This is a genomic window from Pseudonocardia sp. ICBG1142, from assembly GCF_020496255.1.
In the GTDB taxonomy this organism is placed as follows: Bacteria; Actinomycetota; Actinomycetes; order Mycobacteriales; family Pseudonocardiaceae; genus Pseudonocardia.
Map to the genome: position 1 here is coordinate 352757 of NZ_JAHLJC010000005.1, position 11962 is coordinate 364718.

Sequence of the window (11962 nt, forward strand, 5' to 3'; positions counted from 1 at the left end):
ATAAGCAGTAACGACTGTTACTGATAGTCTCGTTGCTCGAACAGGGAGTCACGATGCCGTTCGGAGTCCGGTCCCGGCGCCTGCGTACCGCGTGCGCGCTGCTCGCGGCCGCCCTGCCGTGGGCGATGCGTCGTCCGATCCTGGTGCACGTACTGGGCCACAGCATCCATCCCACGGCCAGGGTCGGCTTCTCCCTGGTGGACGTCGGTCACCTGGAACTCGGGCCCGGGGCCGAGATCGGTCACCTGAACGTCGTCCGGGGGCTGGACCGGGTCGCCCTCGGAAGGTCGGCGGTCCTGGCCCACCTGAACTGGGTCAACGCCGTCCGGCGGGACCGCGGTTTCCTCCAGGGGGTCGACCGGTCACCGGAGCTGGTCCTCGGCCCGTGCGCCCGCATCATGGTGCTGCACCTGCTGGACTGCACGGCCCGGATCGAGCTCCGGGAGCGGGCGACGGTCGCCGGCTACCAGTCGCTGCTGATGACCCACTCGTTCGACCCGGCGACCCACAGCCAGACCGCGCAGCCGATCGTGGTGGGGGAGCGCACCGTCCTCGCGGCACGGGTCACGGTGTTGCCGGGGGCGGAGGTCGCGGGGCACAGCCTCGTCGCGGCCGGTGCGGTCGTGGTCCGCCCGCTGCACGGGAGCCACCACCTCTACGGCGGTGTCCCCGCGAGGGTGCTGGGCACCCTCGCCCCGGACACGGGGTTCCTCGTGGCCGACGAGGAGATCGCCCGATGAGCGGGGTGTCCGAGCCGGAGCTCTCCGAGATCTACGGTCGGCTGCAGGAGCACGTGGCGTCCGGGGGGTCGCCACTGGGGCATCTGCTGCACAACCCCGGGGACGTCCTGCGGGCCGTGCGCGCGATCGCGGCGTTGCCCGTGCTGGAGGCCCGCTTCTCCGCGGGCCCGGACGGCCGGGCACTGCGTGCGGTCTTCCGCGAGGGACGTGTCCGGTTCGGGCGTTGGGAGCATCGTTCGGTCGTCGTCCTGCCCGACCGGGTCGAGGACGTCGGGTCCGGCCGGCCCAACCGCACCCTGCGCCGCCAGGTCCGCCACGCGACCGCCGCCGGACTGCGGTGCGAGACCGTCGATGATCCCGACGAGCGACGCCGGCTGGTGGCCCTGGCCGACGAGGGGGAGCGCTCCCAGCCCGGGGCCTACCGCAATCCCGACGCGGACAACGGGGACCTCGTGCGCTTCGACCTGTGGCTGGCGGTCTACTCCGCGGAGGGCCTGCCGTTGCTGCTGTCCGTCGCTCCGGTGGACGGCGGGTGGGGGTGCGTGCGCTACTTCCGCACCCTGGCCCCGGGCCCGGACGGGTCGGGTGCCCGCTACCTCGCCGTCCACCGTCTGCAGTGCGAGCTGGTGGCACGTGGTGTCCGCTACCTGGTCGACAACCGGTCGCCGGTCGGGCTCCCGAACGGTCTGCGTCACTTCCAGCGGATGGTGGGGTTCCGCCTCCACCGGGTCCGGGTGCGTCCCGAGCCGGCAGCCGGGTCCGCAGGGACAGCTCCCGGTCCGAAGGGGCCGTTGCGGGTGCTGCACGTGCTGGGTCGCATCGGCGCCGAGCAGGGCGGGTCGGCCGCCGCGGCGGTGGCGGTGGCCCGCACCACCCGGGCCGTCGGCGACCGGGCGACCCTGCTGACCACGGTCGGCTCGCCCGACGAGCTGCCCGGCGCCGAGGAGCTGGGCGAGGTGGACCTGGTGGCGTGCCGGCGGTCGTGGCCCGGCTGCTGGGCGCTGTCCTGGTCGTTGGTGGGGTGGCTGCGCCGGCACTCGCACCGTTACGACCTGCTCGAGGTGCACGAGGTGTTCTCGATCCCCGCGCTCGCCTGCTGGTGGGCCGCTCGCCGGTCCGGTGTGCCCCTGGTGATCCGGCCGCACGGCTCGTTGGAGCCCTACGACATGGCCCACAACCACCCGTGGCTCAAGCGGATGCTGCGTCCCGCGCTGCGCCGGCTGCTGGAGGACTGCGCGGCGGTCTGGCTGACCGCGCAGCGCGAGTCGGCCAATCTGGCGGGGCTGGGCGCCGCGCCCTGCACCGTGGTGACCGCACTGCCGGTGGACGCCCCGTCGAGCCCCGGAGACGGAGCCGGGTTCCGGGCCTCGCTCGGGCTGACCGCACAGGCACGGATCGTGCTCTTCCTCGGCCGGCTCGACCGCAAGAAGGGACTGATCCGGCTGGTCGAGGCCGTGGACAGGGTCCGGGCCGAGGACCCGCACGCGGTGCTGGTCGCGGCCGGATCCGGGGACCCGGCGTTCGCCACGGAGCTGCGGTCGCGGGTCGCCGGCCTGGACCACCCGTCGGCGGTGCACCTGGTCGGGTACCTCGGGGGGCAGCGCAAACGTGACGCCCTGGCCGCGGCGGACCTGTTCGTCCTGCACTCCGACAACGAGAACTTCGGCATCGCCCCGGTGGAGGCGGTGCAGGCCGGGCTGCCCGTGCTCGTCTCCGACGAGGTCTACGTCGGCGACGACCTCGCCGCCGCCGGGGTCGCCGTGGTGGTGCCGGCCGGTGACAGCGCGGCGCTGTCCTGCGAGATCGCCGCGTTGCTGGCCGATTCCGCCCGGCGGGCCGCGCTGGCCGCGGCCGCCGGCCCCGCCGCTGCCCGCTACCTGCCCGACCGTGTCGCCCGGCGCGACGCCCGGGTCCGCCGTGCCGTCCTCGCCGGAACCGTCGACACCCTCGGGGAGCACCCGGAATGACCCTGCACGTGACCACACCCCCGCGCACGCCGGGAACCCGACGCACCCGCCTCCACACGACGCTGGACAGGACCCGCCTGCGGGTGCGCAAGCTCGTCCGGGTGGCCCGGCGTCCCCGGCTGCGCGCCGCGTTGCGCCAGGGTGTGCTGGCCGCCACCGACCACCAGGACTCCGGTCTCGGCGGCCCGTTCGCGACCGTCGTCGACGTCGGGGCCTCGCGGGGACAGTTCGCCTCCTGGATCCGCGACCGCCACCCCGACGCCCGGATCGTGTGCTTCGAGCCCCTCGCCGAGGCGGCGGGGCGGATCCGCGCAGTGGTGGACGGCCCCGTGGAGGTGCACGTCGCCGCCGTGGGAGCCCGGCCCGGCCGGTGCACGCTGCACGTCTCGGCCGCCGACGACTCCTCCTCGTTGCTGCCGATCGGCCGGCAGGCCCACGAGTTCCACGGCACCGCGGAGGCCGGGGTGCGCGAGGTACCGGTCACCACCCTCGACGAGCACCTCGACGCCGACATCGCGCAGCCCGCCCTGCTGAAGATCGACGTGCAGGGCTACGAGCTGGAGGTGCTGCGCGGCGCCACCCGGGTGCTCGACTCGGTGCAGGAGATCCTCTGCGAGTGCTCGTTCGTCGAGCTCTACGTGGGTCAGCCGCTCGCGGGCGACGTCGTCGCCCATCTGGCGGGCCGGGGGTTCCGGCTGGTCCATGTCGCGGGCATCAGCACCGGGGTGGACGGCGAGCAGCTCCAGGCCGACCTGACCTTCCGCCGGGTAGCGGGGTGACCACGCGTCTGCGGCCGTGCACCGATCCCGCCCGGTGGGATGCCGCACGGGCCGCCTCGGGGCGTGCCCCGATCCCCTTCCACGACCTGACCTGGCTCCGGTCGGCCGCGGCGATGACGGCGACCACGCTGCACCCGATGGTCGTCGAGCGGTCCGGCGAGCCCATCGGCATCCTGCCCCTGCTGTGCCGGCGGATCGGCCCGCTGGGCCTGGTCAGCTGGTCCCCGACGCCCTACGTCGGACCGGTGCTCGCGGCCGCGGACCTCGCGGAGGGTCTGGAGCTCGCCACCCGCTGGTCGTTCCGGCACGGGGTCGGGGTGCAGCGCTACGGGTTCTCCCCGGTGGAGAGCCCGTCGGAGGAGGTGCTCCGTGAGTACGGGTACACCGTGTCCCACGAGCGCACCTACCTGCTGGACCTCGGTGTCGGGGTCGACGCGCTCTGGGCGGGGACGAGTGCGCAGTGCCGCAAGAAGGTCCGCAGGGCGCGGGCACGGGGCATCGAGGTGCACCCGGTCCGCGACACCGGCTCGCTGGGACGTGCCGTGCGGGCGGCGTTCGCCTCCCGCGGTCGTCGCGACGGGCTACGTGGCGTCTTCCCACCCCGCTACGACGACCTGACGGCGGGTCCGGCGGCGGTGCACCTGGCCGAGGCCCGCGACGTCGACGGCCGGGTGCACGCCGTGCTGGCCACCGTCTGCCTCGACGGCTACGCGGTGACCTGGGCGGGCGGGGTCCTGCCCGAGCACCGCGACTCACCGGCCGGGGTGCTCCTGTACTGGGACGCGATCGCCTGGGCGTGCGGGCGGGGCGCGCACACGCTGGACCTGCTGGACCTGCTGGGCGTGCCGGACGAGGGCATCGACCGCTTCAAACGGCAGTTCGGCGGCACGTCGCACCCGGTCACCGTGGCCGAGCGGGCCCTGCCCGGGCTGCGGATGCTGCGTCCGGGATGACCCCGGATCTCAGGAAGGTCCCCGGAGATCAGGACGACCCGGTGTCGTCCGGGTGGGGCCCGGGCGGTCGGCGCAGCCGGTGCACCGACCACCAGCGCGCGGTGGCCGTGCGCTCCCAGCGCGGGTCGTCGTCGAGCACGGCGCGGTGCACCGGGTTGACGTAGCCGACGGTCACCGGGCCGCTCGCCTGCTCGGCCACACGGTCCAGCACGCGTCGCAGCACGGCGGGGCCGAAGGGGTTGAACAGGAACACCAGCAGCGGGCCCGCCGGGACGGCCGTCGTCGCGGCGTCGCCGGTGTGGACCACCACCGCGGTGGATCCGCCCGCGGCCAGGTTGGCACGCGCGGTGCGGGCCAGCTCCGCATCGAGCTCCACCCCGACGACCCGGGCGAAGCCGTGCGCCCGGGCGAGCGCCAGGGCCCGCCCCCGTCCGCATCCCAGGTCCAGGAAGGTGGTGGCCGACGGTGTCGTCGCACAGGCCGCCACCACGGCGCGGAAGCGCCGCAGCCCCACCGGCTGGTAGGCGTAGGCGGCGTGCGGGTCGGGGGTGTCGCCCGGGGAGTCCGGCCGGAGCATTCCGGCGGTCCGGATGCCGTAGCGACGGTCGACCGCGGTCTCCGCGGCGCGGCGCAGGCACCGGTGTCCGAGTGCCACGGTCTTGGCCACGACGAACCCGGCGACCGCACCCGGTGCGCCGCTCTCCCCGAGCCCGCTCCGCGACCGGTGCAGGTCGTCCGCCAGCCGTCGTCGCTCCGCGCGCAGCACGTCCGCGAGCCGGCGGGTGCGGCTCACCATGCCCCGTCCCCCCGCAGCACCGCGCGCACGGTGCGCACCAGGATGATCAGGTCCAGCCACAGCGACCAGGTCTCCACGTAGCGCAGATCGAGTGTCAGCGACTCCTCCCAGCTCAGGGTGCTGCGGCCGCTGACCTGCCAGAGCCCGGTCATCCCTGGCCGCACGAGCAGCCGGCGTCGGGCACGGTCGCAGTAGGTCGCCACCTCGCCCGGCAGCGGCGGACGCGGGCCGACCAGGCTCATCGATCCGCCGACGACGTTGAACAGCTGCGGCAGCTCGTCGAGCGAGTACCGACGCAGGACCGCCCCGACCCGGGTCACACGTGGGTCGCGCCGCATCTTGAACAGCGGGCCCGCCCCCTCGTCCACCGCGTGCAGCCCGGCGCGCAGCTGCGGGGCGTCGGGCACCATCGTCCGGAACTTCAGCATCGCGAAGGGCCTGCCCCGAACGCCGATCCGCTCCTGGCGGAAGAAGACCGGGCCACCGTCGCCGCAGCGCACGGCCAGCGCGACGACCAGCAGCAACGGTGCGGTGAGGAGCAGGATCGACAGCGCGGCCGCCCGGTCGAACGTGTGCTTGAGCGTCCGCGCGGCCCCGTCGAGTCGCAGCCGGGGCAGGCGCAGCAGCGGGAGGCCGTCGAGGTCGGTCAGGGACGCCCGCCGCGCGGTCACGTCGACGAGCCCGGCATCGACGACCAGCTCGACGGGGGTGTCCTCCAGCGACCAGGCCAGGCGGCGGAGCTCGGCAGGGCCGGCACCGGCCGAACGGCACACGACGACGACGTGGTGTCCGTGGCGCAGGGCGACACTCGCCGCGTCGTCCTGGTCGCCGAGCACGGGGACGTCCTCGACCGCGGCAGGTCCCGTACGGGTGGCGGCGGGCGTACAGACACCGGTCACCTCCCAGCCGGAACCGCGGTCGGTGCGGGCCCGTCGGACGAGGTCGGCGACGGCATCGGCCGGGCCGACCGCGAGAACCGGGGTGAGGCCGACTCCCCGGCGTCGGCGCCGTCGGAGGAACCGGTCGCGCACCAGCCGGACGGCCCCCAGCAGGACCCCCGTCACCGGGACGACGACCAGGGCCCAGGTGCGCGCGGGGTCCGCGGTCGGTGCGATCCCGCTCGCGGCGAGTCCGCCGGCCGCCAGCACGCCGCCGGCGACCAGCACCGCCTGGCCGAGCCGCCGGAACTCCTCGGCCCTCCTGCCGACGACCTCCGGCGACCAGGAGCGGACCAGCGCCAGCGCGCCGACGAGCGCCACCGCGGTGGTGACGGCGCCGGCGAGCCGGTCGGCCGGCTGGGCCCCGCCGATCCCCGACGCCACCGCCCCGGTCACCGTCAGCAGGATCGTCGCCAGGTCCGCGGCCGCGGTGCGCGACGCCCTGGAGGCCCGCCGGATCGGGCGGTGCGGACGGGAGACGGGCGTGACCGGGGGCGTGGGACCGGGGGGCCGACGGAGAAGGGTCTCTCGGGGCCGGGGGACCGGTGGAGCGGTCTGGTCGGGCGCCGCGGCCACGACGAGCGGGTGCTGGGAACTCACGTGGGCTCCTCGGATCGGGCGGGGGCGCGTGTCAGCGGAACGCCCACAGTAACAAGTGCTATCGCTATATGAAACCGGAGATGTGGCGAGGTGGGAATCACCTGTCGAATGGTGACCGGCTGCCTACTGAGCGTCGCCGAGCTCGACCGTCGTACTAAAAGGCCTGGATGAGGGGGGTTCGAGGTCGCCGGAGCATGTGAGGTCCGTGACAGTAGGAGATATCGGTAGCGTCGGTTACTGTGAAGTCTCCACGGAAGTCCACGAGAGGAAAAGCCATGAATGCGAACTGGTTCAAGAGGACTGCGGCACTGATGGGCGGCGTGGTGGTCGCCGGTCTGCTGTTCACCGGCACGGCGATGGCGGACGAGCCGGTGGGCGACGGCGTGTGGAGCCCCTCGCACGACGCCTCGCTGCAGCGTGCGCCCCTGTGCCAGGGGCCGTTCGCGACCCTGGACTGGCTGGACAAGAACTTCGCCGACCACGGTCGCGACGGCCAGGCCCAGCTCGCGGCGAACCTCGCCGCCCTGCAGAGCGGCGACCCCGGGAAGATCCTCGGCCAGGCGGAGACCTCGCTGCTCCAGTACCCGATCTACGCCGTCAACGACACCTTGTTCCACGTCCCGGCGACGGTGGGCGACGTGGCCGCGCTGTGCGCGTCGACCCGCCAGTGAGCTGACCCGATCGATCGTCATTCGGCCCCGCCCACCTCGGGCGGGGCCGGGTGATCGGCCGGCCGCGACATCGAGGAGAGCGAACATGCGAGAACTGACACGCCGGGCGGTCCTGCGTGGTGCGGCACTGGCCGGAACGGCGGTCCTCGTCGGTGTCCGGACGCCCGCCCAGATGGGTACGTCCCTGCCCGACTTCCCCGCCGGCGTCCCGGTGCACCGGGAGGTCTTCGAGAACTGGGACGGGGTGATCACGACCGATCCGTTGTGGACCTGCGTTCCGCGTACGCCGGCCGACGTGGTCGCGGTGCTCGACTGGGCGCACCGATCCGGGTACCGGGTGCGGCCGCGCGGCTACCGCCACAACTGGTCCCCGCTGGCCGTCTCACGGGGGCAGAACGAGGGGGCGAAGATCCTCGTCGCCGACCTCACCCAGGGGCTGACCGGTATGACGATGACCGCCCCGGACGAGGTGCGGGTCCAGGCCGGTGCCCGGATGGACCGGTTGCTCTCGTTCCTGCACCGCAACGGTGCGTCGATCACGAACGCCCCCGCTCCGGGCGACGTGACGGTCGCCGGCGTGCTGGCCGTCGGGGGACACGGGTCCTCGGTGCCCGCGGCCGGTGAGCGACGGGTGCGCGGCCAGAGCTTCGGTTCCGTGTCCAACCTCGTGACCGCGGTGACCGCTGTGGTCTGGGACGCGGCGCGGGGCGGCTTCGCCGAGCGGACCTTCGACCGGTCGGACCCCGGGTGTGCCGCGTTGCTCACCGGGCTGGGGCGCATCGTGCTCACCGAGGTCCGGCTGCGGGTACAGCCCGCCTACGACCTGCGCTGCCGGAACCACACCGACATCCCGGCCACCGAGTTCTTCGCGGCCCCTGGGCGCACCACCGCCCGGTCGATGTCGTCGATGCTCGACCGGGCCGGGCGGGTCGGCGCCATCTGGTACACCTTCTCCGACCACCCGTGGATCCAGGAGTGGACGGTCACCCCGCGCCGGCCGCTGCTGTCGCGGCCCACGCTCGGGCCGTACAACTACCCCTTCGCCGACAACCTCCCCGCAGTCGTCGAGGAACCGCTGTCGGCGCTCGTGTCCGGTCACCCGGAGGCGGCGCCGCTGTTCGGCAAGACCGTGTACGGCGCCACCGTCGCCGGGCTGACCGCGGTCGGCGCCCGCGACATGTGGGGCCCGGCGAAGGACTTCATCCACTTCGTGAAGCCGACGACCCTGCGGGTCAGTGCCGGCAGCCACGCCGTCGTCGTCGCGCGGGCCGACGCACAGCGGGTCGTGCACGAGTTCAGCTCGTTCATCACCGGGGCCCTGGCCCGGTACGCCGCGCAGGGGCGCTATCCGCTCAACTCCTGCGTGGAGATCCGGGTGACCGGCGTCGACGACCCGGCCGACTGCGAGGTCCCGGGGGCGGTGGTCCCGGCGTTGTCGGCATCGCAGCCGGTGCCCGGCCACCCCGACCGCGACACCGTCGTCTGGCTCGACGCCCTCGGCCTGCCCGGTACTCCGCACGAGTACGAGTTCTTCGCCGAGATGGAGGCGTTCGTGCGGTCGGCGTTCCGCGGGTACGCCACCGTGCGGCCGGAGTGGGCCAAGCGGTGGGCGACGACCGCGAGCGGCCCGTGGACCGACTCCCAGGTGATCGGTTCGATGCCGCAGGTCTTCCCGGGGTGGGCCGCCGCGCGCGACGCCTTCGCGGCGTTCGACCCGCACCGGGTCGTCACCGCGGACCTGCACGACACGCTCGGAATCTGAGCGGGACCGTTCCACCACCCGGCGGCGGGCAGCGGCGGGACGCCGTGCACATCCGCGTCCCGCGGGTCACACGGTGTCGGTGCGGCCGGGACGGGGGCCGGTGCGTCACATCCCGAGCAGTGCGGCGGTGGCGTAGCGCTGGTAGGCGTCGATGACCTCGTCGCGAGATGCCTCGTCACGGTGTCGGAGCCACCAACGGCCCAGCTGCTCGCCGCCGCCGGAGATCATCTGCGCGGCCACCATGGCGTCGGTCGTGCTGAACTCCGGGAGGCGTGTCCGGATGAGCACCACCAGGGTCTGCACGGTCTCCTCGCGCAGGGACTCCAGCTGGTCGGCCGACTCACGGGACAGACCCATGGCCGGGTAGAGCATCGCCCAGCGATGCGGGGCCTGCTCGATGAGGGTGAAGAACGCCTCGCCCGCGACCCGGAACACGGTCGCCAGGTCGGCCGACTCCGCCACGCGCATGAGTCCGAGCAGTCCCTCCTGGAACTCCTGCCGGATGCGGCGTACGCAGGCGATGTAGGCGCCGGTCCGCGAGCCGAAGTGGTCGTAGAAGACCGGTCGGCTCACCTCGGCCGCCCGGCAGATGTCCTCGACCGACACACCGTCCAGTCCGTGCTCGACGAACAACGCCTCCGCGCAGTCCAGGAGCTGTTGCGCGCGTACCGCCCGAGGGACCCGGCCGTGACGGAAGCCCTGGACGTCCTGGGGATGAGCCTCGCCCGGCCGATCGTCTCCAGCTGCCATTCGTCAAGGTTACATCGTGTAGGTCAAGCGTCTGTCGTGCGCAGGTGATCCGGTCCGGCGCGCCGGCTGGCCGGTGACGCCGACCGATCCGTCCGCTACGAGGTGAGCGCGGGGTCCAGTGCGGCGGAGAGCTCCGCGACGCCGACCTGGCCGCGGTAGCGCTCGCCGTTCACGAACAGTGTCGGCGTGCCGCGGACCCCGGAACGCACGGCCGCGTTGAACCCGGCCTCCACCCGGTCCTCCGCCAGCTGCGTCGCCGGCCAGACGACCCGGTCCGGACGCACCCCCGCGGCGACGGCGTGTTCCCGCAGGTCGTCCTGGCGCAGCCGGGGCGGGCCGGGGGCGAACAGCGTGTCGTGCATCTCCCAGAACCGGCCCTCGAAGCCGGCCATCTCCGCAGCGAGCGCCGCCGCGATGGCGTGCGGATGCACCTCGTGCAGCGGGAAGTGCCGGAACACGAACCGCAGCCGGTCCCCGAAGCGGGCGCGGACCTGCTCCAGGACCGGCGCCGCATCCCGGCAGTACGGGCACTCGAAGTCGCCGTACTCCACCAGCGTCAGCTCGGCCTCGGGTGGGCCCAGGACGTGGTCGTACGGTCCGACGGGTGGGTCCAGACTGATGGCGGCCTCCTCGTCGTGACCCGCGCAGGGCAGGATCAGCACATGGCGGTGGTGACCCTAGCCGAGCGCGGCGACCTCTCCGATGCCGCGAGGCGCTTCCTCGGGACCGAGTCCGGATCGGCGGTCCTGCTGGTCGGGGCGGCCGTCGTGGCCCTGGTGTGGGCCAACCTGGGGGCCGGGTACGAGTCGTTCTGGCACACCGGCCTGGCAGTCTCCTTCGGCGACGCCGCGCTCGACCTCGACCTGCGGCACTGGGTCAACGACGGCCTGATGGTCCTGTTCTTCCTCTCGGTCGGGCTGGAGATCGCCCGCGAGACGACGCTGGGGGAGCTGCGCGGGTTCCGCGCCCTGGCCGCACCGGCCGCGGCCGCGCTGGGTGGCCTCGTCGTCCCCGCGTTGTTCTTCCTCGCGCTCAACGCCGGTGGTGAGGCGGCGGGCGCCTGGGGCATCGCGATCTCCACCGACACCGCGGTGATGCTCGGGGTATTGGCGCTGCTCGGGCCGCGCTGCCCGGACCAGCTGCGGGTGTTCCTGCTGGCGCTGGCCATCGTCGACGACATCGGCGCGGTGCTGGCGATCGCGCTGTTCTACACCGACGAGGTCGACCTGCTCGCGCTGTTCGTCGCCGTCGTGCTGCTCGCCGGGCTGCTCGCGCTGCGCTGGGTACGGTTCTGGCGGACGCCGTTCTACGCCGTCGTCGGGATCCTGTGCTGGGTCGCGGTGCTGCGCTCGGGGGTGCACCCGAGCGTCGTCGGCGTCGCGCTCGGGCTGCTGGTCAACGCCTACGCACCCCGCCGCACGGAGATGGTCGAGGCGGTGCGGATCGGCAAGAACTTCCTGCTCGACCCGACCCCGGAGCGGGCTCGCACCGCCCGCGCGGTCGCGGTCGCCGCCGTCTCGCCCAACGAGCGGCTGCAGCAGGCGATCCAGCCGTGGAGCAGCTACGTCATCGTGCCGCTGTTCGTGCTCGCCAACGCCGGCGTGGTGCTCTCGTCGGAGACCCTGTCCGCCGCGGCGACCTCGCTGCTGACCTGGGGCATCGTGCTCGGGCTGGTGGTGGGCAAGCCGATCGGCGTCGCCGTCGGGACATGGGTCGCGCTGCGCACCGGGCTGGGACGGGTGCCGGACACGCTGCGCTGGGGGCAGCTGCTCGGCGGCTCGGCGCTGTCGGGCATCGGGTTCACCGTGGCGCTGTTCGTCACCGAGCTCGCGCTCACCGACGAGCTGCTCATCGCCGAGGCGAAGATCGGGATCCTCACCGGGTCGGTGCTGGCGGCGCTGTCGGGCTGGCTGGTGTTCCGGCTGGCCGGCGAGCGCGGTGGGCAGTGCGCGCCGAGCGGGCTGCCGATGCTGCCGCCGCGTCCGTGGCGGCCGGTGGACTGACCG

11 protein-coding genes are annotated in these 11962 nt (G+C 73.8%); 7 read left to right on the forward strand and 4 right to left on the reverse strand.

The annotated features are described in order from the left end of the window. Window positions 1-53 precede the first annotated feature (53 nt). Genes KPL59_RS06885 through KPL59_RS06900 form a run of 4 tightly spaced genes read left to right on the forward strand, consistent with a single transcriptional unit; the run spans window position 54 to window position 4439 of the window. Window positions 54-740 (forward strand): hypothetical protein, encoded by a 687-nt coding sequence (locus KPL59_RS06885; RefSeq protein WP_226353225.1) that lies wholly within the window; start codon window positions 54-56, stop codon window positions 738-740. Continuing rightward, window positions 737-2707 carry a glycosyltransferase gene (locus KPL59_RS06890; RefSeq protein ID WP_226360544.1) on the forward strand — a complete coding sequence of 657 codons (1971 nt, stop codon included), beginning with the start codon at window positions 737-739 and terminating at the stop codon, window positions 2705-2707. The genes KPL59_RS06885 and KPL59_RS06890 overlap by 4 nt, the downstream gene beginning before the upstream one ends. After that, the gene (locus tag KPL59_RS06895; RefSeq protein WP_020627172.1) at window positions 2704-3486 is read left to right on the forward strand and encodes an FkbM family methyltransferase; all 783 of its coding nucleotides are present in this window, start codon (window positions 2704-2706) and stop codon (window positions 3484-3486) included. The genes KPL59_RS06890 and KPL59_RS06895 overlap by 4 nt, the downstream gene beginning before the upstream one ends. Next, window positions 3483-4439, forward strand: a complete 957-nt coding sequence (locus tag KPL59_RS06900) for a GNAT family N-acetyltransferase (RefSeq protein ID WP_226353227.1) — start codon at window positions 3483-3485, stop codon at window positions 4437-4439. The genes KPL59_RS06895 and KPL59_RS06900 overlap by 4 nt, the downstream gene beginning before the upstream one ends. 28 nt (window positions 4440-4467) lie before the next feature. On the opposite strand, the gene KPL59_RS06905 is transcribed toward KPL59_RS06900, so the two are convergent. Both KPL59_RS06905 and KPL59_RS06910 read right to left on the reverse strand, forming a co-directional pair. Next, entirely contained in the window at window positions 4468-5235 is a 768-nt protein-coding gene (locus KPL59_RS06905; RefSeq protein WP_226360275.1) for a class I SAM-dependent methyltransferase, read from the reverse strand. Then, window positions 5229-6773 carry a sugar transferase gene (locus KPL59_RS06910; RefSeq protein WP_226360276.1) on the reverse strand — a complete coding sequence of 515 codons (1545 nt, stop codon included), beginning with the start codon at window positions 6771-6773 and terminating at the stop codon, window positions 5229-5231. The genes KPL59_RS06905 and KPL59_RS06910 overlap by 7 nt, the downstream gene beginning before the upstream one ends. Window positions 6774-7048: 275 nt before the next feature. Here KPL59_RS06910 and KPL59_RS06915 point away from each other — a divergent pair, with 275 nt between their 5' ends. Both KPL59_RS06915 and KPL59_RS06920 read left to right on the forward strand, forming a co-directional pair. Then, window positions 7049-7444, forward strand: coding sequence for a hypothetical protein (locus KPL59_RS06915; RefSeq protein WP_139318957.1), 396 nt, complete (start codon window positions 7049-7051; stop codon window positions 7442-7444). 85 nt (window positions 7445-7529) lie between these two features. Next, window positions 7530-9206 carry a cholesterol oxidase substrate-binding domain-containing protein gene (locus KPL59_RS06920; protein WP_226360277.1) on the forward strand — a complete coding sequence of 559 codons (1677 nt, stop codon included), beginning with the start codon at window positions 7530-7532 and terminating at the stop codon, window positions 9204-9206. A gap of 105 nt (window positions 9207-9311) precedes the next feature. Here the strand turns inward: KPL59_RS06920 and KPL59_RS06925 are convergent, their stop codons facing one another. Then, window positions 9312-9956, reverse strand: a complete 645-nt coding sequence (locus KPL59_RS06925; protein ID WP_226360278.1) for a TetR/AcrR family transcriptional regulator — start codon at window positions 9954-9956, stop codon at window positions 9312-9314. 95 nt (window positions 9957-10051) lie between these two features. After that, a complete protein-coding gene (locus KPL59_RS06930; RefSeq protein ID WP_020627179.1) occupies window positions 10052-10618 on the reverse strand; it encodes a DsbA family protein in 567 nt (188 codons plus the stop codon). Between KPL59_RS06930 and nhaA the strand changes: the two genes are divergently transcribed. Next, window positions 10619-11959, forward strand: a complete 1341-nt coding sequence (gene nhaA / locus KPL59_RS06935) for a Na+/H+ antiporter NhaA (protein ID WP_226360279.1) — start codon at window positions 10619-10621, stop codon at window positions 11957-11959. Window positions 11960-11962 lie beyond the last annotated feature (3 nt).

Bases quoted from the DNA above. Each gene is read 5' to 3' on its own strand.
- KPL59_RS06885 (WP_226353225.1), top strand. From the start codon at position 54: ATGCCGTTCGGAGTCCGGTCCCGGCGCCTGCGTACCGCGTGCGCGCTG.
- KPL59_RS06890 (WP_226360544.1), top strand. From the start codon at position 737: ATGAGCGGGGTGTCCGAGCCGGAGCTCTCCGAGATCTACGGTCGGCTG.
- KPL59_RS06895 (WP_020627172.1), top strand. From the start codon at position 2,704: ATGACCCTGCACGTGACCACACCCCCGCGCACGCCGGGAACCCGACGC.
- KPL59_RS06905 (WP_226360275.1), bottom strand. From the start codon at position 5,235: ATGGTGAGCCGCACCCGCCGGCTCGCGGACGTGCTGCGCGCGGAGCGA.
- KPL59_RS06915 (WP_139318957.1), top strand. From the start codon at position 7,049: ATGAATGCGAACTGGTTCAAGAGGACTGCGGCACTGATGGGCGGCGTG.
- KPL59_RS06920 (WP_226360277.1), top strand. From the start codon at position 7,530: ATGCGAGAACTGACACGCCGGGCGGTCCTGCGTGGTGCGGCACTGGCC.
- KPL59_RS06925 (WP_226360278.1), bottom strand. From the start codon at position 9,956: ATGGCAGCTGGAGACGATCGGCCGGGCGAGGCTCATCCCCAGGACGTC.
- nhaA (WP_226360279.1), top strand. From the start codon at position 10,619: ATGGCGGTGGTGACCCTAGCCGAGCGCGGCGACCTCTCCGATGCCGCG.